This is a genomic window from Streptomyces sp. NPDC048565 (assembly GCF_040650935.1).
GTDB lineage: Bacteria > Actinomycetota > Actinomycetes > Streptomycetales > Streptomycetaceae > Streptomyces.
In genome coordinates, this window is sequence record NZ_JBEZIH010000030.1 from 90,568 (window position 1) to 109,414 (window position 18,847).

Here is an 18,847-nt window from a genome sequence, read left to right on the forward strand (position 1 = left end):
GCGAGGACATCGACGTGGCCGACCACGAGCTGGACATCACCGTGGCGGCGGACCGCAGCCGGCGATGGAAGGACGAGCGGTCGTTCGCCGAGAAGACCGGGCACCCGGCGTACTGGTCGGCACGGCAGGCGGCGGCGATCCGGGCGGAGGGCCAACGCCCGGCCCGTCTCGCCGAGTCGAGGGCATTCCCGTTCGACGGTTCCTGGTGCGACTTCAGGCCACCTTCCCACTGGACGACACCGGCCCGGGGGCCCGCACCGGTACGCACCGCGCTCTGACCGCGAGGGCGTGGGAGGGGTGAGGGTGCGAGGGCGAGAGGTCTTCCCCGTACGGGCCCTGACGATGCATCGACCGGAAGCCACCGGCGCACGCACGGCTCTCGAACAGCGCGTACGAATACCTCGCGTCCCGTGAACGCATCAACCGCACCTTGTTCCATGACGGCCCGTCGTTGCTAGCCGTCACTGAGCGTGATACACAGAGTAACGATACATATGCGGACGGATCCCTATGCGAGCCGCAGGTCAGGGCGGCTCCTCCGGTCAAACGTGCGAGATCCGGGTAAAGAGACCCGGGAAGGCGTCGTGCGATGCCGGTTTCATCAGCGAAGATAGAGGTTGACCCGTGTCGCACGGCACGGGCTGCGAACTACCCAACAGGGGCGGTGACTTACATGATCCTGGCAGCTGAGAAGGGCGACATCACCACCATCATCGGCGGAATCGCCCCGAACTGGGGGCCGTTCGGGACCCTGGGCAACGAGGCGCGCATCATGATCGAGGTGGTGATGGCGGTCGCCATCCTGCTCTGTCTCGGGATCGCGATCTGGGGTGCGGCGAAGCAACGCATCGGCGCGACGGCGCTGCGCGACACCTTCAGCGCGGAACAGGGCAAGGGCCTGATCGTGGCGGGGCTGACCGGGGTCTTCATCATCGGGTCCCTGGGCACGCTGTTCACCATTGTGTACGGCATGGCTGTCTGACCAGCTGTCAGTCGGCCGCCCTGCCCGGACCCGTCCCCGTCCCGCCCCGTCCGCCCCCACCATCCGTCCGTCGTGCCCACCGGCAGAGGTTGCGTCTCCTGATGTCGAGTCACCACACCGCGTCCACGCGGAAACCAGCACCGCCACCGTCGCACTACGCGGAACCGCACACGGCTGAGGGGGCGTACGCGGCATGAGCCAGGGCGACGAGCGCGGTTACGGCGGCAGCGAGCCGGGCGGCCGTACTGACGACGCGTACAGCACCCTCGGCGGGACGCGCCAGACACGGACCCGCCTCCCCGGCGGTGACGACGGCGACGGCCACGGACGCAGGCCGGCCCGGAGCTCCCGCTCGCTGATCATGGCGGTGGGCGTGGTGGTCCTGCTGATCGCGGCGATCGCGTTCGCGAACCAGGGCGGGGGCGGCGGGTCGGACGGCGGCAGCGCGAAGAAGTCCGACGGGGCGGGGGCGGGAGCGGGGCCCACGGCCGCGACGGGCACGAAGCCGGTCCAGGGCAAGAACGGCACGATCGCCTCGGGCTTCGCGCATGACGAGCAGGGGGCGCAGAGCGCGGCGGCGAATTACGCGGTGGCGCTGGGGTCCGCGGACATGTTCGACAAGACGAAGCGGGACGGCATCCTGGAGGCCACCCACGACCCAGCCGTCGTGGCAGCTCTCAAGGCCGACACAGGCAAGGCGTACTCCGCCGGGTTCCTCACAAACGTCGGGCTGAACGAAGACGGCAGCACGCCCAGCGGCCTGACGTTCGTCTCCAGGACCATCCCGGCCGGGACCAGGACGACTGCCCAGGGCGAGGACACCGCAACCGTGGAGGTCTGGTGCACCGGCCTCGTCGGCATGGCAGGCCAGGGCTCCACCAAGCCCGTCAGCGCGTCCTGGTTCACCATCACGGAGAAACTCAAGTGGGTCGCCGGCGACTGGAAGATCGAATCGTCGAGTCAGGCCGAGGGCCCCACCCCCGTCAACGGCGACAACCGGGCCTCGACCGCAGACGAAATCGCCGGTGCGGTCGAGGGATACGGAGGCTTCACCTATGCCCGATAACCGCCGGTTCCGCGCCTTCTCTCTCGCCGGAATCCTGGGAATCCTTCCGCCGGCGATCATCCTCCTGGCGTCCCGCGCCCACGCCGCGCCCACACCGACCCCGTCACCGAGTACCAGCGAGAGCGCCTGCGATCTCATCGTCGGGCAAGCCAGGGACTACTGCGAGGAGGACGGAGCCGGAGCGGGCGCCCGCAGCACGCCCCCCATCGGCGACGACGCCACCGACCCCCTCACCTCCCTCGCCCGCGGCTGCGCGGACGCCGCCGCCTATCTCGTGGGCAAGCTGAGCGAAGCCGTGGAGAGCACGGCGACCGTCGACTTCACCAACTCCACCTTCCGCACCCAGTACGCCGTCGTCTTCGCCGCCTCCACCGTCCTCACCCTGGTCCTGTGGCTGTTCGCCGTGGCCAAGCGCGCCATCAGGGGCGTGCCGTTCACCACCGCCATGTCCGAGGCCGTCGGCTTCCTCTGGCTGACGGTCCTGGCCTCGGCCTTCACCCCGCTCATCCTGTACGTGGTCGTCTCGGCCACCGACGGCGTCACCCAGGTCATCTCCTCGGCGACAGGCGGGCAGAACGACGTCTTCTTCGGGTCGTTCGCCGAAGCCCTCAAGAAGGGCAACGACATCGGCGGCGGGCCGATCATGCTGATCGTCGTCTCGCTCGTGTCGATCCTCGCCGCCGGCATCCTGTGGCTTGAGCTCGTGATCCGGGCCGCCCTGCTCTATGTGGGCGCCCTGCTCGGTGTCGTCGTGTACTCCGGGCTCGTCGACAAGAACATGTGGGGCCATGTCCGCCGCTGGGCGGGCATCATGATCGCCGTGATCATGGTGAAACCGGTCATCGTCATCGTGCTCGGGCTCGCCGGGGCGCTCTCCGCTGACGACGGGCCGAACGCCTTCTCGGCCGTCGTGTCCGGCCTCGCCATCATCCTGCTGGCGATCTTCGCCTCCGCCATGATCTACCGCTTCGTCCCCGGTTTCGGCGACGAGATCCAGGGCGCCCGCACCAACCGCAAGCAGGCCACCGACGGTTCCCAGGCCGCCGCGCTGATCAGCTCGCCCGCCGCGCTCGTCTCCCAGGGCATCAAGACCCACAGCGGCCGCGGCGGCGGTGAGGGCGGAGGCGGTGGCGGAGGAGCCCGGCCCTCCAACCCGGCCAGCGGCGGTGTCGCCGCCCACAGCTCCCGTAACCCAGGCGGCGGAGGCGGCGGCTCCGCCGCGCCCTCGCCACGCAGCGGGTCCGGGCCCACCTCCGGCACCCCCCACGGCAGCCGCACCCCACGAGGCGGTTCAGGCAGCACAGGTAACACGAGCACAGGAGGGGGAGGGCGTTGACGACCCAGTCCCACACCATCGCGCCCCGCCGCACGTATCTCATCGGCCGCGCCAGGCCGAACGCGATCGTCGGCAAGAACCGTGAGACGGGCGAGATCGCGCTGATCATCGCCGGAGCGTTCCTCGGCATGATGAGCGGGCTCCTCGTCCCGGTGCTCTCCCTGCGGATCGTGACGCTCATGGGCTTCCCCCTGCTGGCCCTGGCCGTCGTGTACGTCCCCTACAAGGGCCGCACCTTCTACAAATGGTTCGAGATCAACCGCAGTTTCAAGCGAACCCTGCGCCGCGGCACGGCGTACCGTTCCTCCGCGATGGAGGCCGGTGTCAGCGCCGACGGGCGTGAGGTGGAGATCGGGCCACCGCCCGGCATCGGCCGGATCAGCTGGCTCGCCGCCCCCTTCGGGCCCGACGAGATCGCCGTACTGCTGCACGCCGACCGGCGCACGGTCACGGCCGCCATCGAGATCGAGGGCCCCGGTGTCGGGCTGCGTGACAGCGAGGACCAGGAAGCCCTGGTCGACCGCTTCGGCACCCTGCTCAAGCACGTGGCCAACGGCGACGGCTTCGTGACGCGCCTCCAGATGCTGGCCCGTACGCTGCCCGCCGACCCCGACGCGCACGCCAAGGACGTCGCCCAGCGCGGCGACCGCGCCGCGCCGGGCTGGCTCCAGGAGTCCTACGACCAGCTCCAGTCGATGGTCTCGACCTCCAGCGAGCAGCACCGCGCCTACCTCGTCGCCTGCATGCACTTCAGCCGTGACCTGGCGGCCGAGGCCAACGCCATGGCCCGCGCCGCCCGGCCCAAGGGCGGCCGCAGGGTCGACCGCGACGCCGGGCTCGCGGTCGTCATGGCCCGTGAGCTGACCGACATCTGCGCACGGCTCGCCGAGGCCGACATCCGGGTCCGCCAGCCGCTCGGCCAGAGCCGGCTGGCCTCCCTCGTCCACTCGATGTACGACCCGGACCACCCCATCGACCACATCCAGGCGATGACGAAGCGCAACGCCTGGCCGGCCGAACTGGACGCGGTCGAACCGACCTTCCTCCAGGCCAAGACCCGCGAGTCGACGACGCGCGCCCCCTGGTGCCACTCGACGGCCTGGGTGAAGGAGTGGCCGATGACGCCGGTCGGCGTGAACTTCCTGGCCCCGCTTCTCGTCCACACACCGGACGTGATCCGTACGGTCGCCGTCACCATGGACCTCGAACCCACCGAGATCGCCATCGAGCGGATGCTCACGGAGAAGACCAACGACGACGCCGAAGCCAGCCGCCAGGCCAAGATGAACCGCACGGTCGACCCCCGCGACATCGCCGCCCACGGCAGGCTCGACCAACGGGGTGAGGATCTCGCGAGCGGCGCCGCCGGGGTGAACCTGGTGGGGTACATCACCGTGTCGTCCCGCTCCCCCGAGGCGCTCGCCCGCGACAAGCGGACGATCCGGGCCTCGGCCGGCAAGTCGTACCTCAAGCTGGAGTGGTGCGACCGGGAGCACCACCGCGCCTTTGTGAACACCTTGCCGTTCGCCACCGGCATCCGTCGCTAACGAGAGGGCAGTCACGCCATGCGAGATCCGCTGTCCGCGTTGTCGGATGCCTTCACCTCCTTCCTCTTCGGGAGCGTGGAGACGACCCGGCTCCCCGTGCGTACGTCGACGGGCCAGGCCCAGGCCGTCTATCTGCCGACCGCAGCTCCCGGCCTCGGAGACTCCGGCGTGATCATCGGGCGTGAGGTGTATTCGGGCAAGGGCTACATCTACGACCCGTTCCAGCTGTACGGGCAGCAGCTCCCCGCCCCGCACTGGCTGGTGCTCGGCGAGTCCGGCAACGGCAAGTCGGCGCTGGAGAAGACCTATGTGCTCCGCCAGCTCCGCTTCCGCGACCGCCAGGTCGTCGTCCTGGACGCCCAGGGCGAGGACGGCGTCGGCGAGTGGAACCTCATCGCCGAGGAGCTGGGCATCACGCCCATCCGGCTCGACCCGACGGCCGCGCTGAACGACGGGATCCGGCTCAACCCGCTCGATCCGTCGATCACCACGACCGGGCAGCTGGCCCTGCTCCGTACGATCATCGAGGTCGCCATGGGGCATGGCCTCGACGAGCGGTCCGGCTTCGCGCTCAAGGTCGCGCACGCCTACGTCAACGACACCATCACCGAACGCCAGCCGGTCCTCATGGACATCGTGGAGCAGCTGCGCCACCCGAAGCCCGAGTCCGCCGAAGCGATGAACGTGGACCTGGACGACGTACGGGCCTGGGGCCTGGACGTGGCCCTCGTCCTGGACCGGCTCGTCGACGGTGACCTGCGCGGCATGTTCGACGGCCCGACCACGATCGGCATCGACCTCGATGCCCCGCTGATCGTCTTCGACCTCTCGCACATCGACCGCAACTCCATCGCGATGCCGATCCTCATGGCCATCGTCGGTGTGTGGCTTGAGCACACCTGGATCAGGCCCGACAGGAAGAAACGCATCTTCCTGGTCGAGGAGGCCTGGCACATCATCAACTCCCCGTTCGTCGCACAGCTCTTCCAGCGTCTGCTGAAATTCGGGCGTCGCCTCGGGCTGTCCTTCGTCGCGGTCGTCCACCACCTCAGCGACGTCGTCGACGGAGCCGCGGCGAAGGAAGCGGCGGCCATCCTGAAGATGGCCTCCACCCGCACGATCTACGCCCAGAAGGCGGACGAGGCCAGAGCGACGGGCAAGGTCATCGGTCTGCCCAGATGGGCGGTCGAGATCATCCCGACGCTCACCCCCGGTATCGCCGTATGGGACGTCAACGGCAATGTGCAGGTCGTCAAACACCTGATCACCGAGGCGGAACGGCCCCTGGTCTTCACCGACCGTGCGATGACCGAGGGCTCCGCACAGGACCTGCTCCCCGAGGACGTACGGGCCGCGGAGCTGGAGGCGGAGCAGCGGGCGGCGCGGATCGAGCACCAGCAACGGCTCAACGAGTCGTCCGAGTCAACGGTGGCATGACATGGCACGCCAGGCACCATCCGGTCCGGGGCGCGGCGGCGAGGGCCAGGGCGGCGGCGTCCCGGACGGGCTGCTGATCGGGCTCCTGGTCTTCCTCTTCGGGCTGACGGTCCTGGCGTGGACGGCCACGGGCCTGGCCGGGCTGTTCGCCCACGGCGGCTGGCCGGACGGCGTCAGCTTCACGCGGACCCCGCTGGCCCTGCGCGCCCTCGCCGGCGACCCGACTGATCTGCCGGGCGCCTGGCCTGACAGCCCGCCGGCCGAGCTCTCCGGGTACGGGCTGTTCTGGGGCCTGTTCATCGGCGAAGTGATGGTGCTGCTGGTCCTCACGGTGTTCGTGGTGGGTGTGGTGACGCGCTGGCGTCTGGTCCGGAAGCAGAAGAGCGCGGCGCCGGCACCTATGCCGCCCCCGGCACCGTACGCAGCCGAGCGCGACGCCGTACACACCCGGCCCGCGCCCCCGGACGGGCAGGACCCCGCCCGGGAAGCAGCACCGCCCGCCGGGGCGCCCGCTCCGGCATCCAGCCCCGAGGCCGCCCGGACCCCGTTGCCCGTGGAGGCCGCCGCAGCACGGTCCGCGGCACTGTCCGCAGCACCAGGCGCCGAGGGCGTACGGGAGCCCGCCACCGCCACCGGGCATGCACAAGCCCCCGGCGCCACACCCACCGAGCACGCGCACGCCCCCGGCGCCACACCCACCGAGCACGCGCACGTCCCCGGCGCCACACCCACCGAGCACGCGCACGTCCCCGGCGCCACCGCCGCCCCGTACGCACCGGAGCCGGCCACCGTCACGCCCCTCGTCGCGTACGCGCACGCGACCGCCCCGCTGGTCCCCACGCCCCGTATCCCCCACGTCCTCTACGGCGCATCGGCCACCCGTCGCCCCGCCGTCGTCCAGGCCATCCGGGACGCCGACGGCTCCGCCCTCGTCGTGACCTCGGACCCCAGCGTCTGGGCCGAGACGAAGGACGCCCGCAGCAAGCTCGGCCCGGTCCTCGTCTACGACCCCGGCCACCTCTGCGACACCCCGGCCCGCCTCCACTGGTCGCCCGTCGCCGGCTGCGACGACCCCGCCATCGCGGGCTCCCGCGCCGCCGCGCTCCTCGCCCCGGTCCGCCCCCTGGCCAGGGCGGACACGGCCGTCGCCGACACCGCCGAGACACTGCTCCGGTGCTGGCTGCACGCCGCCGCCGTGGACGGCCGGCCCTTCCGCCAGGTCCACCGCTGGGCCTCCGGCTCGGGCGGCCAGGACCCGGTCCGGGTGCTCCGCACCCATCCCAAGGCGGCCTCCGGGCTCGCCGGACTCCTGGAATCCGCGCTCACCGCCTACCCCGAACGCCGGGAGGTGGCCCAGGAACTGACCGTACGAGCCTTCGAGGCCCTCTCCTCGGTCCACATCCGCGAAGCGTGCACACCCAACCGAGCCGATGCGCTCGTGCTGGATTCTTTCGCTCGCGAAGGGGGAACGCTCTATGTGGTCGGCGAGCCCATCGAGGATCCTCGCCACCGCCCCGGTGCGATGCCCCTGCTCACCGCACTCGCCTCGCACGTGGTCGAGCACGGCCGCCGCATGGCCGCACGGTCAACCGACGGTCGGCTCGACCCACCAATGACGCTCGTCCTCGACGATGTCGCCGCCGTGGCCCCGCTTCCCCAGCTGCCGGAGCTGCTGTCGGCCGGCCAGGGCCAGGGGATGCCCACGCTGGCGCTGCTCCGCTCCGAGGAGCAGGCCCGTGCCCGCTGGCGGGAACGCCTGCCGGCGCCCGGCCCGAGCTGACCACCTGGCCCGAGCTGACCACCCGTCGAGCCGTCCCCCGTCCGGCATGCCCCGCAGCCGGTCCCTCACCGACAAGGCCGGACCGGCTGCCGATCAGGCCGGCCGCTCAGGCCGGAACCGTCTACCTGTGGTCGCGGAGGAAGGCCGGGATGCCGGCCCGGGTCGGGCGGTCGGGCAGAGGCGCGGGCTTGTCCTGGAGGAATGCGGTGATGACGGCTGCGGCTCGTCGGTCGTTGTCGTCCAGGCCGTTCCACATGTGGTGGCCGACGCCCGGCATGTACTGGGTGCGCTGGACGGCGGGGTCGTTCGCAAGGATGGTCGTCCCCCACCGGCGGACCTGGGAGGAGCACTCGGCGATCATCAGCATCGCGGGGGTCCGGGAGCGCCTCAGCTGCGGGGCGATGGAGGGGGAGTCTTTGATCGTCTGCTGGATGCGGAGGCTGGCGGCGGCGCTGAAGGAGAAGGTTCGCTCCGTGTCCTCGACCGGGATGCGGTGCGCGTCTTTCGCGCAGTAGGCGGACGCGGTGTCGCTGCCGAGATCGGCGGCGGTGAAGGCATTGACGCCTTCCGCCTGCCCCACCAACCCGGTGGCCGGACTGAGCAGTCCGAGCCGCATGAGGCCGAACGCGACCGCGTACCGCGGGATGTGTGTGGAGCGCGGTCCGGCCGTGGCCGGTGCGATGCCGCGGGCGGACGGCCGCCCCTTCCGCCCGGTCATCCCGGCGGTGGGGCCGTCCATCGGACCCGGCTCGGCGATGACCGCCCGATGCAGGTGGGCGGCGGTGGCCCGGTCGGCCAGCGCACGGGTGAGCACGGCCGCCCCCGAGGAGAATCCCAGCACGTCGACGCGGCCCCTGCCGAGCTTGCCGGCGAAGGCGCCGAGGTCATGGACGGACCGGGTGATCGAGTACCGGTCCATGGGCAGCAGGTCGCTGCGTCCACCGCCGGCCTGCTCGTAGGCGTACACGTCATAGCCCTGTCCTGCGAGCCTCTGCAGGAAGTGGTGGTCGAGCACCGAGATGCCGCGCACCGGCCCGCCGTGGAGATAGACGAGCGGAACACGATGCCGGGGGCTGTTGCCAGTGGGCGGGTAGTGGTAGACCGCGACCCGGCTGCCGGTGGACAGGCGCCAGTGCTCGGTGGTCACGAACGTCAGGGCGGGCGGGGGGCGATACGCCGTGGGGACGGTGGGAACGCACACCGACAACGTCAGGGTCACCGCGACGAGCACCGGCAGGAAGGGAACCAGCCGCCCTCGCCAGGACCGGCGGCGACCCCGCCACAGTGCCGCGACGACCGCGACCCCGGCCGTCGCGGACCATGCGGGGAACCCTGATGCCGCCCCGTCGGTGGCGACGACAAGGGCCAGGAAGAAGGCGACCAGCCCCACCACTGCGGCGGTAGCCGCCAGGAGGCGGCCGACGAGGCGTAAAGGACGTATGACGGACGGTGGCACGGTGATCTCTCCCCAGGTTTTGACACGTCGTTTTGAAACACTGTTCTGAAATGACGTTACCAGCCCGGGTAAGCTGTTCCGCGTGGGAAGGCCGAGAACGAACGACGCCGCCGTCAGAGAACGTCTCGTGGCATGCGCGACCGAGATGTTCGCCACCCGCCCCCAGGAGTCGGTCAGCGTCCGCGCCCTGGCTACCGCTGCCGGGACGTCGACGGCGGCGGTGTACACGTTGTTCCAGGGCAAGGACGGGCTGATCCGTGAGGTGCGCGACCAAGCGGTCGCCGGCCTGTTCCAGGACCTGACGGCCGTCCCTGACGCGGAGTCCGCCCTGGAGGACCTGTACGCGTTGGCCGCGGCGTATCGCCGCTGGGGACGCGAACACCGGCACCTGTACACGGTGTTGTTCGGTGGCGCGCAGTCCTTCGTCCCGTCGGCGCGGGTCGGCGACCGCGACCCGGTGCGGCCGCTTGTCGCGGCGGTCGACCGCGCCGTGGCGGGCCGCATCCTCGCGGGGGACACCACACTCATCGCCGTCTCGTTGTGGGTCGCCCTGCACGGGCTCGTGACCCTCGAACTCGCCGGCGGCCTCAGCGGCACCGCAGCCGAGACCGCGTTCCGGTCAACGATCGACGCCGTACTGCGCGGCTGGGCGACCCCCACCGCCTTCTCCGGCATCCGGCGCACCCACCCGGCGCCGTGAAGTCCGTGCGGTCGCACAGAAGCGGGCAGCCTCGTTCGCCGAGGCCTTGCCACCAGTACCTCGAGCGCAAGTCTCCCCGCAGAGAGCTGCTGGTCACTCAGCGGTGGCTTCAAGAGCCCAGGGCGCCCTAACGGCGGATCTCGAACTCCAGCTCCAGGGACGTCGGATCGCCCTCCATCGGAATGCTCCGCCCGCTCGGGGCGAAGCCCATCCGGCGATACGAGGCCGCGGCACGCGCGTTGTCCTGATGGACGTACAGCCGCACCCGCTGAAGCGGCCGTCCGGTGAGCGACCAGGACCAGTCGATCGCCTCACGGAACAGCGCGTCCACCACTCCCCGCCCGCGGTGCCCGGGCCGGACGAACACTCCGACCAGGTGTGCCTGGTCGGTCTCGGCCGCCTCCCCGAAGCCCGGTTCACCCCCCGGGCGCTCGACCAGCACCGACACCGTGCCCGCCCACTGCCCGTCGGGCGCCTCGGCGACGAACTGACGGCTGTGCCCACCCGTGGCGGCTCCCGCCGTCCGCTCCTGCCAGAACACATCAAGCTTGGCCAGCGCCTGCTCGTACGTCTCCAGGAAGGCGATCGGGGCAGCCGGATCCCGCAGCGCCACCAGCCGGATCTCCTTGGCCCGCGCCCACTCCTCTGCCCGCACCGCACGCACGACGTAGTCCATCCACCGATGGTGCCCGGCAGCCCCCATCACGGCAAACGAGATACGCGTGGCGCTGCCGCGCCTCTCAGCCGTCCAGCGACAGGGCGTTCTTGGCGTGCGCGACGGACGCCTCGGCCGCGGGCCCGCCGGGATTCTCTGTCGCCAGCGCCTGGTTCAGGGCGACGAAGTCGCGCATCCGCTCCTCGTAGCGGTCGTAGGCGGCCGTGTGGTCGCTGGCTGCCCGGGCTGCCAGGGAGTCGGCCAGCACGTACGCGCCGACGAGCGACAGGCTGGTGCCCTGGCCCGAGAGCGGTGACGGGCAGGAGGCGGCGTCACCGAGCAGCGCCACCCGGCCGTGCGACCAGCGGTCCATCCGGATCTGCGCCATGGCGTCGCAGTAGAAGTCGGGGGCGTCGCGCGCGGCCTCGGCCAGACGCGGTCCCTCCCACCGCAGGGCCGCGAGCCTCTCCATGATCATGCGGCGCAGGGCCTCGGCGTCGCGGGCCAGCGGACCCGACTCGAAGCCGAACGCGACCCTCAGCTCGGTGTTGTCGCGCACCGGCATGATGCCGAAGCCGACACCGCCGTCGTTCAGCCATACCTGCCAGTCCTCGAGAGCGAGGAAGTTCTCCGCGCTGAACACCGACAGGTAGCTGCCGAGATGGTGCACGAAACGCTCCTCGGGCCCGAACGCCAGCCGTCGCACCGTCGAGTGCAGTCCGTCGGCTCCGATGACGAGGTCGAAGGTGCGGGATGCGGCACGGGCGAAGTCCACCCGCACTCCGGTCGTGTCCTCGTCGAGCGCGGTGACGGTGTCCCCGAAGAGGTACTCCACGTCCGCGCGCGTCCGCTCGTACACCAGCCGCACCAGGTCCTCGCGCAGCAGCTCGATGTCGGGGCTGTCCAGCCGGCCGCTGCTCAGGGTCGCCTCGGTGGAACGGTGGATCTCCTTTCCGTCGGGATCGATGACCGACATGCCCCGCATCCGGGTACGGACCCGGCGAGCCGGCTCCAGCAGGCCCATCCGCTCGATCACGTCGAGCGCGACACCCCGGACGTCGATGGCCTGCCCGCCGGGCCGCACCCCCGCCCCTCGTTCGACGACGGTCACCGCGAAGCCGTGGTGGTGCAGCCAATGGGCGAGCGCGGGTCCGGCGACACCTCCGCCGGAGATGAGAACGGTGCGCATCAGAAGCTCCTCTCGTACGCTGTGTCCAGCTGAACGTACGGTGTACGCACGACCCTCGCCACCAGGAACAATTCCGCTCTGCACTAGGACAGATGAGCCGTGACACACAGAACACCCGCTAGGGTCTGCACTAGTACAGGAGGGAAAGGAGACGGCACGTGACGGACATCACGGGGCACGCGGACGAGCCGCCCTATCTGCGTATCGCCACCGAGATCCGCCGGCGCATCGGCGAGGGCGAACTGGCCCCGGGGGACCGCGTCCCCTCCACCCGTCGCATCGCCGAGGAATGGGGCGTGGCCCTCGCCACCGCGACCAAGGCCCTGACGCACCTGCGCCTGGAGGGGACCGTGGAGACACAGCCACGCGTCGGCACGGTCGTCGCGACCCCGGCCCCGCCCGGCACCGCACCCCGCAGGCGGCGGCCCCCGCCGCCCTCGGGCGCGGGGACCGGGTCCTCCGCCACTGCCGCTCCCGCTGAACAGGAACTGACCCTGAACCGGATCGTGGGCACCGCCATCGACATCGCGGACACCGAGGGGCTCGGGGCCCTCTCCATGCGCGGGGTCGCCGGACGGCTCGGCGTCGCCCCCATGTCGCCCTACCGGTACGTCACCGGCAAGGACGATCTCATCCTGCTGATGGCGGACAGCGCGTTCGGCGAGCAGACCTACCCCGCCACAGCCCCGGACGGCTGGCGTGCCCGCGTGGAGCTGGGCGCACGAACGCTGTGGACCCTGCACCGGAAGCACCCCTGGCTCGCCCAGCTCTCACCCCTCACCCGCCCCCTGCTCCTCCCCAACCTGATCGTCCACGGCGAATGGACGCTCGGCGCGCTGGACGGGCACGGCCTGGACACCACCACGCTGTTCGACATCCACGTACTGCTCTACAGCCACGTGCAGGGACTGGCGATCCATCTCGAAGGGGAGGCGCACGCCGAGGCGACCACCGGGCAGTCCGACGACCAGTGGATGGACAGCCGCGCCCATGCGCTCCGGAGCCTGACCGACTCCGGACGCTTCCCCACCTTCACGAAGATCATCGGCTCGTTCGACGACGGCTACGACCTCCGCATCGACACACTCTTCGAGCTCGGCCTCAAGGCCCTGCTCGACGGGCTGACCCCTGTCATCGAGGGCCGGAACACGCCCTGAAGCGCTGTGTCCGTATGCCTTGGCCAAGGACCTTTGTGTGTGGCCCTAGCCGAGGATCTTGCGGTCGTACGCCACCGCGACCGCCGCCGCCCGGTCCTTGACGCCCAACTTGGCATAGAGGTGGGTGAGATGGGTCTTGACCGTGGCCTCGCTGATGAACAGCTCGCGGGCGATCTCCCGGTTCGACGTGCCGCGCGCGACGAGGACGAGGACCTCCCGCTCCCGGGCCGAGAGGGTGGCCCCGGCCGGGGCCGGGGGCGTACGCACAGCGGTGACCAGGCGCGACGCGACCGCCGGGGAGAGCACGGTGCGGCCCTCGGATGCGGCGCGCACCGCCGTGAAGAGCTCCTCGCGGGGCGCGTCCTTGAGGAGGTAGCCGGTGGCGCCCGCCTCGATCGCGGGCAGCGTGTCGGAGTCGGTGTCGTACGTGGTGAGGACCAGGACGCGGGCACGGGCGCCGCGCCGGGACAGCTCCCTGATGGCGTCGACCCCACCGCCGCCCGGCATCCGCAGATCCATGAGGACGACGTCGGGATCGAGGGCGAGGGCTCGGGCGACGCCCTCGACTCCGTCGGAGGCCTCACCGAGAACCGTGAAGCCGTCGACCGACTCGAACATGCCGCGCAGACCGTCCCTGACCACCGGGTGGTCGTCGACGATCAGCAACGTGACGGGAGAGGGCTCACTGCTCATGGCGGACCAACGGTACGCGAGCGGAGATCGCCGTGCCGCCGTCCTGCTCGGACTCGACGGTGACCGTGCCCGCGATGCGTTCGGCCCGGGCCCGCATACCGTCCAGGCCGAAGCCGCCGCTGCCCGTGTGGGCGGGCAACGCCTTCGGGTCGAAGCCGCGGCCGTCGTCGCGTACGTCGAGGGTGACCTCGCCCGCCATGAACGAGAGGGTGACACCCAGACGGGAGGCACGGGCGTGCCGGGCGGTGTTCGACAGCGCCTCCTGCGTGATGCGCAGCAGCGTCGCCTCGATCTCTTCGTGCAGGTGCTCCGCCGCACCGGTGAGGATGAACTCGGCGCGCACCCCCGTACGCGCCGACCACTCCTCGACGGTCTCGTGCAGCGCCTCGGCGAGCGTGGCGTCGGTGAGCGCGACCGGGGACAGGTTGTGCACGGACCGACGGGCCTCGCCCAGGCTGCGGCGGGCAAGGTCGGAGGCCCGGCCGAGGTGCTCGCGGGCCAGGTCGTGGTCCGGGGTGTTCGCGACGACCTGGAGCTGGGCGATGATCCCGGTCAGGCCCTGCGCGATGGTGTCGTGGATCTCGGCGGCCAGACGCCTGCGCTCGTCGGCGACCCCGGCCTCACGGGCCTGGACGAGGAGCTGGGCATGAAGAGCGGCGTTCTCGTCGAGGGCGTCGTGCAGAGCCTGATTGGTGCGTTCCAGCTCGGCGATGGTCGCGACCTGGGCCCGGACCCGCTCCTCGTCCTTGGCGTCGAGCTGGATCATCACACCGACCACCGCCATGTTCCCCGCCAGCAGCACGCCGAACAGCGCCCAGGCTCCCCCGCTGCCCGGCGGCAGCCCACCGGCCTGGGCTCCGGCCAGGATCACCGCAGTGCCGGCGAGGCCGGGCCTGACCAGGCGCGGGACCAGGAGCCGGGTGGCGCCGAAGTACCCGAGGCAGCCGTAGAACGCGAAGAACGGGCTGCAGACGGCCAGCATGAAGGCGACGGCCCAGCGCACCAGGTAGTAGAGGGTACCGATGGCGGACGGCCCCCGGCGGGCCACGCCGAACCAGATGCACCACCCCTCCAGGACAACCGCCACCACGACCAGAACGGCCATCAGGACCCAGGCGGCGTGCTCGACCCCGATCACGCCGCCGGTCGGAACGGCCAGCAGCACGCTGAAGGCGAGCAGGGAGAACGGGGCGTACCGCTGGAAGGCCCGCCACCGGTCCTCGACGGCTGCCGTGGCGGCGGCGTGGCCGGGCTGCGCATCCGGTCGGTCCATTGCTCCAGTGTGCCGGGAACCGCCCGGCACGCCTTGCGTGTCCATGCTCACCACCGCCTCACCGCCTCCGCCTCACCCGCCGCCGCCCCACCGCCTCCACCTCACCCCCCACGCCACTCCTACGTCACTCCCGCGTCACTCCCAGCGGAACCAGCGCGCCGCCCCGCCCGTCAGCACCACGGCCCACAGCACGAGCACACCGAGGTGGGACCAGGCCGGCCAGTCCCCCGCTGCGGCCTGGTTCAGGGCCTGCGCGGCAGCGCCGAACGGCGTGCACTCGACAATGCTCCCCAGCACGTCCGGCATCGCCTGCACCGGGATCCACACGCCCGCGCAGAACATCGACGGGAAGAAGATCACGGAGCCGATGGCGCTCGCGACCTTCGTGGTACCGGCGAGGGCGCAGACAAGGGCGCCGAGCGCCAGCGCGACGACGATCGACAGGACGAGCGCGAGCAGATAGCCGACGAGCCGGCCTGGCAGCGGCACATCGAAGGCGATGCGGCCCACGACGAGCACGAGCACGGACGAGACCAACGCGGACGCCCCGTGGATGGCCATCTGCGCCCCGAGCAACGCGGAGGGACGCACCGGCGTCGTCGACATCCGGCGCAGGATGCCGCGCTCGCGGTACCCGGTGACGACGGGCGGCATCGCCTGGAGCCCCGCGACGATCATGCCGAGGAGCACGGCGATGGGGACGTACACATCGATGGTGCGCAGCCCGCCGAAGTCGGCGCTCGGCTCACGGAACGACGGAATGGACCCGAGGATCACGAGCAGGGCCGTCGGGAAACCGAGGATCCAGAAAACGCTGCCGGGCTCGCGGCGGAACAGCCGGAACTCGGCCTTCAGCACCGGTGCGCTGGTGACGGTACTCATGACTGGCCGGCTCCCGTGAGGTCGAGAAAAGCGTCGTCCAACGTGGCATCGGACACGCGGAGTTGGTGGGCGGTGACGTGCTGGCGGGCCAGCAGTGTGATGACGGCGTTGACCGTGTCGTCGGTGCCGGTCAGCGTCACCCGGGAATCCTTGTGCTCGATGCCCACGAGCCCCGGCAGCAGGCTCAGCTCACGCTCGTCGAGGGGCGAGGACGGCGTGAACGAGATGACGGTCGCGCCGGCCGCCTGGCTGATCAGCCCCGCCGGCGAGTCGAGGGCCGCGACCCGCCCCTTGTCGATCACGGCGATCCGGTCGCACAGCCGCTGCGCCTCCTCCATGAAGTGCGTGACGAGCAGCACGGTGACCCCGCGGTCCCGCACGTCCTCGATGAGCTCCCAGGTGTCGCGGCGGGAGCGCGGGTCGAGTCCGGTGGTCAGCTCGTCGAGGACGACGACCCTGGGATCCCCGATGAGGGCGAGCGCGATGAAGAGGCGCTGCTTCTGACCGCCGCTCAGCTTCGCGAACCGGGTGGTGAGCTTGTCGGTCAGCCGCAGCCGTTCGGCGAGCGGCTGCCAGTCGAGCGGGGCGGCGTAGAACGCCGAATACAGCTCCAGCGCCTCCCGCACGGTGAGCTTCGGCTGGATCTCGCTCTCCTGGAGCTGGGCGCCGAGGATACGGGTGACCTGGTCGTGGTCGCGTACGGGGTCGTGGCCCGCGACGCGCACCTGCCCCCCGTCGGGCACGCGCAGCCCCTCGACGCACTCGACGGTGGTGGTCTTGCCCGCACCGTTCGGCCCGAGGATCCCGAAGATCTCGCCCTCCTCGACGGCGAACGAGACCCCGTCGACGACGGTCCGCCCGGCATACGCCTTGCGCAGCCCGGCGACCTCGATGAGTGGTGTGGTGGTGGTCATGGCACCAGCGTCGCCGAGCGGGCCCGCCCGCGGTATCGCCCATCGCGCCAGAAGCGACATCAACCGATCGGCTGACCGCCCCTACGACCCCTACGGGACCCAGAAGCCCGCGCCATGACACACAGCCCGCGCTTCGGCGGGGGCCGCCTTCCGCTACCCACTCGCTCCGTACTCAGGCCGCGTCTTCCGCCGTACGGCACCCGCAGGGTGAACCCGCGCTATCCACTACGGGCACCCGCCGTGGTGCCCGAGGTGAGGGCCCCACGGCCGCACCAGGTGAGGACCGCCGTCGCGATCAGCACCAGGAGCGGGACGGCAAAGCCGGCTCGTGCGCCGCCCGGCCCGTCCACGAGCCTGCCCACCGTGGCAGCAGAGACGGCGATGCCCGCCGCGCTCGCGGAGTTGGTCCAGGTGAAGGCCTGGGTCAGGACCGACCGGTCCATGACCGACTCCACAAGCACCGAGGAGACGACGATGCACGGAGCGACGCCCGCGCCGGGAAGCAACAGGGCAACACCTAGCTGCCAGGGGCTGCCGGCCAGCAGGGGCAGCAGCGACGCGCAGGCCAGGAAGGTCAGGATCAGCGGCAGTTGAGCGGCAGGCGGCAAGTTCGGCCGGTACCGCCCGTACGCCAGCCCGGCCAGCAGGCTCGCCGCGCTCATCAGCCCGTACAGGGACCCTGCGGCCGAGGAGGCACGGTGGACATCGGCGAACGCGCTCACCGAGACCTGCATCGAGCCGAAGAAGACGCCCAGGGCCAGGTTGACCACCAGCAGAGTGGAGAAGTTACGGCTCCACAGCACCCCGTTCCGTGGGGCCCCCGGCGTCCGTAACGTCCCCACGGCGGCCTCACGCCCCTCGGGCGCCGGGGCCGTGCGACGCAGTGCGGCGAAGGCGAGTCCGGCGCCGACGACGAGCACGCCCGCCAGCACCGTCCCTGCGGCGGGATGCCACCGAGTGGCCGCCAGCACAGCGAGGGTGGGGCCGATGAGGAAGGCGACATCGTTACTGATCGCTTCGAGCGCGAAGGCCGGCGTCAGCTCGGCCCTGTCATGCCTGTCATGCCTGTCATGCAGCAACGCCGACCAACGTGCCGCGGACAGCGCACCGAACTGCGGGACAGTCGCACCCATGACGAGGCCGACCACCATCAGCAACACGGTGGGTGCCGCCGTGAGGACCAGCACGACCAGGGCCGTCACCGCTCCCGCGTGGGCACACAGAAGGGGAAAGAGGACACGCGGCTGTCCGACACGGTCCATAAGGCGGGCCGTCTGAGGACCCACCAGGGTCTCCGCCACGGCGAACGACGCAGTGACCAGACCGGCCGCCCCGAAGGACCCTGTCTCGGCACGGACCAGCCAGACCATCCCCAGGCCCGACATGGCCACCCCGACCCGGGCTGGAGCCACGGCCAGAAAGAAGGCCGCCGCCCCTGGGATCTGCAGAGCCGAACGGTAGGCACCGGCTCCTGTACGAGCCGGTGCGGTACGACGAAACCAGTGCCGCGGCGTCACAGCGAACCTTCCGCTGCGCGGTGGGACGGCCTGGGATACGACCGCCAGGAGTCGTCCAGGGGCTCCAGCGCCGGCAGAAACGTTGAGTACTGAGATCGAGAAGAATCATGGTAGCTGTAGAACGCAGAAAAGCCCCGTGCCACAAGGGCACGGGGCTTTCCCGGAATAATTGTTCGGCGGCGTCCTACTCTCCCACAGGGTCCCCCCTGCAGTACCATCGGCGCTGAAAGGCTTAGCTTCCGGGTTCGGAATGTAACCGGGCG

17 protein-coding genes and 1 rRNA gene are annotated in these 18,847 nt (G+C 71.0%); 9 read left to right on the forward strand and 9 right to left on the reverse strand.

The window, feature by feature from the left end; all coding sequences use genetic code 11:
• Positions 1-14: 14 nt before the first annotated feature.
• From AB0C75_RS30235 to AB0C75_RS30265, 7 genes are all read left to right on the forward strand, one after another.
• On the forward strand, positions 15-278 hold the full coding sequence (locus AB0C75_RS30235) for a hypothetical protein (protein WP_362894928.1): 264 nt from the start codon (positions 15-17) through the stop codon (positions 276-278).
• Positions 279-673: 395 nt separating this feature from the next.
• Complete coding sequence (locus AB0C75_RS30240; protein ID WP_014047394.1) at positions 674-982, forward strand: hypothetical protein; 309 nt, start codon at positions 674-676, stop codon at positions 980-982.
• A gap of 193 nt (positions 983-1,175) precedes the next feature.
• Positions 1,176-2,048, forward strand: coding sequence for a hypothetical protein (locus AB0C75_RS30245; protein ID WP_362894929.1), 873 nt, complete (start codon positions 1,176-1,178; stop codon positions 2,046-2,048).
• Positions 2,038-3,384: a hypothetical protein gene (locus AB0C75_RS30250; RefSeq protein WP_362894930.1), complete on the forward strand. Its 1,347-nt coding sequence runs from the start codon at positions 2,038-2,040 to the stop codon at positions 3,382-3,384. The genes AB0C75_RS30245 and AB0C75_RS30250 overlap by 11 nt, the downstream gene beginning before the upstream one ends.
• A complete protein-coding gene (locus tag AB0C75_RS30255) occupies positions 3,381-4,931 on the forward strand; it encodes an SCO6880 family protein (protein WP_362894931.1) in 1,551 nt (516 codons plus the stop codon). Before AB0C75_RS30250 ends, AB0C75_RS30255 begins: the two co-directional genes overlap by 4 nt.
• 18 nt (positions 4,932-4,949) lie before the next feature.
• Positions 4,950-6,368 carry an ATP-binding protein gene (locus tag AB0C75_RS30260; RefSeq protein WP_362894932.1) on the forward strand — a complete coding sequence of 473 codons (1,419 nt, stop codon included), beginning with the start codon at positions 4,950-4,952 and terminating at the stop codon, positions 6,366-6,368.
• A 1-nt stretch (position 6,369) separates the two neighbouring features.
• Entirely contained in the window at positions 6,370-8,148 is a 1,779-nt protein-coding gene (locus AB0C75_RS30265) for a type VI secretion protein (RefSeq protein WP_362894933.1), read from the forward strand.
• 121 nt (positions 8,149-8,269) lie between these two features.
• On the opposite strand, the gene AB0C75_RS30270 is transcribed toward AB0C75_RS30265, so the two are convergent.
• A complete protein-coding gene (locus AB0C75_RS30270; RefSeq protein ID WP_362894934.1) occupies positions 8,270-9,604 on the reverse strand; it encodes an alpha/beta hydrolase in 1,335 nt (444 codons plus the stop codon).
• Positions 9,605-9,686: 82 nt separating this feature from the next.
• On the opposite strand from AB0C75_RS30270, the gene AB0C75_RS30275 reads away from it, so the two are divergent.
• A complete protein-coding gene (locus AB0C75_RS30275; protein ID WP_362894935.1) occupies positions 9,687-10,304 on the forward strand; it encodes a TetR-like C-terminal domain-containing protein in 618 nt (205 codons plus the stop codon).
• 127 nt (positions 10,305-10,431) lie between these two features.
• Here the strand turns inward: AB0C75_RS30275 and AB0C75_RS30280 are convergent, their stop codons facing one another.
• Together AB0C75_RS30280 and AB0C75_RS30285 are read right to left on the reverse strand one after the other, a co-directional pair.
• Positions 10,432-10,980: a GNAT family N-acetyltransferase gene (locus tag AB0C75_RS30280; protein ID WP_362894936.1), complete on the reverse strand. Its 549-nt coding sequence runs from the start codon at positions 10,978-10,980 to the stop codon at positions 10,432-10,434.
• Positions 10,981-11,044: 64 nt separating this feature from the next.
• Positions 11,045-12,148, reverse strand: a complete 1,104-nt coding sequence (locus AB0C75_RS30285) for an FAD-dependent monooxygenase (RefSeq protein WP_362894937.1) — start codon at positions 12,146-12,148, stop codon at positions 11,045-11,047.
• Between the two features lie 158 nt (positions 12,149-12,306).
• On the opposite strand from AB0C75_RS30285, the gene AB0C75_RS30290 reads away from it, so the two are divergent.
• Positions 12,307-13,305 carry a GntR family transcriptional regulator gene (locus AB0C75_RS30290; RefSeq protein WP_362894938.1) on the forward strand — a complete coding sequence of 333 codons (999 nt, stop codon included), beginning with the start codon at positions 12,307-12,309 and terminating at the stop codon, positions 13,303-13,305.
• Between the two features lie 45 nt (positions 13,306-13,350).
• Here the strand turns inward: AB0C75_RS30290 and AB0C75_RS30295 are convergent, their stop codons facing one another.
• From AB0C75_RS30295 to rrf, 6 genes are all read right to left on the reverse strand, one after another.
• Entirely contained in the window at positions 13,351-13,998 is a 648-nt protein-coding gene (locus AB0C75_RS30295; protein ID WP_362894939.1) for a response regulator transcription factor, read from the reverse strand.
• Complete coding sequence (locus AB0C75_RS30300) at positions 13,988-15,271, reverse strand: sensor histidine kinase (protein ID WP_362894940.1); 1,284 nt, start codon at positions 15,269-15,271, stop codon at positions 13,988-13,990. The genes AB0C75_RS30295 and AB0C75_RS30300 overlap by 11 nt, the downstream gene beginning before the upstream one ends.
• A gap of 135 nt (positions 15,272-15,406) precedes the next feature.
• Positions 15,407-16,153 (reverse strand): ABC transporter permease, encoded by a 747-nt coding sequence (locus AB0C75_RS30305; protein WP_362894941.1) that lies wholly within the window; start codon positions 16,151-16,153, stop codon positions 15,407-15,409.
• Entirely contained in the window at positions 16,150-17,067 is a 918-nt protein-coding gene (locus tag AB0C75_RS30310) for an ABC transporter ATP-binding protein (RefSeq protein WP_362894942.1), read from the reverse strand. The genes AB0C75_RS30305 and AB0C75_RS30310 overlap by 4 nt, the downstream gene beginning before the upstream one ends.
• Positions 17,068-17,285: 218 nt before the next feature.
• The gene (locus AB0C75_RS30315) at positions 17,286-18,479 is read right to left on the reverse strand and encodes an MFS transporter (protein WP_362894943.1); all 1,194 of its coding nucleotides are present in this window, start codon (positions 18,477-18,479) and stop codon (positions 17,286-17,288) included.
• A gap of 276 nt (positions 18,480-18,755) precedes the next feature.
• Positions 18,756-18,847: ribosomal RNA gene (gene rrf, locus AB0C75_RS30320) — 5S ribosomal RNA — on the reverse strand; the annotation flags it as partial.

What these genes read in the sequence shown, in the direction of transcription:
- AB0C75_RS30240 (WP_014047394.1), top strand. Translation starts at nt 674, where the DNA reads ATGATCCTGGCAGCTGAGAAGGGCGACATCACCACCATCATCGGCGGA.
- AB0C75_RS30245 (WP_362894929.1), top strand. Translation starts at nt 1,176, where the DNA reads ATGAGCCAGGGCGACGAGCGCGGTTACGGCGGCAGCGAGCCGGGCGGC.
- AB0C75_RS30250 (WP_362894930.1), top strand. Translation starts at nt 2,038, where the DNA reads ATGCCCGATAACCGCCGGTTCCGCGCCTTCTCTCTCGCCGGAATCCTG.
- AB0C75_RS30260 (WP_362894932.1), top strand. Translation starts at nt 4,950, where the DNA reads ATGCGAGATCCGCTGTCCGCGTTGTCGGATGCCTTCACCTCCTTCCTC.
- AB0C75_RS30265 (WP_362894933.1), top strand. Translation starts at nt 6,370, where the DNA reads ATGGCACGCCAGGCACCATCCGGTCCGGGGCGCGGCGGCGAGGGCCAG.
- AB0C75_RS30280 (WP_362894936.1), bottom strand. Translation starts at nt 10,980, where the DNA reads ATGGACTACGTCGTGCGTGCGGTGCGGGCAGAGGAGTGGGCGCGGGCC.
- AB0C75_RS30285 (WP_362894937.1), bottom strand. Translation starts at nt 12,148, where the DNA reads ATGCGCACCGTTCTCATCTCCGGCGGAGGTGTCGCCGGACCCGCGCTC.
- AB0C75_RS30295 (WP_362894939.1), bottom strand. Translation starts at nt 13,998, where the DNA reads ATGAGCAGTGAGCCCTCTCCCGTCACGTTGCTGATCGTCGACGACCAC.
- AB0C75_RS30300 (WP_362894940.1), bottom strand. Translation starts at nt 15,271, where the DNA reads ATGGACCGACCGGATGCGCAGCCCGGCCACGCCGCCGCCACGGCAGCC.
- AB0C75_RS30305 (WP_362894941.1), bottom strand. Translation starts at nt 16,153, where the DNA reads ATGAGTACCGTCACCAGCGCACCGGTGCTGAAGGCCGAGTTCCGGCTG.
- AB0C75_RS30310 (WP_362894942.1), bottom strand. Translation starts at nt 17,067, where the DNA reads ATGACCACCACCACACCACTCATCGAGGTCGCCGGGCTGCGCAAGGCG.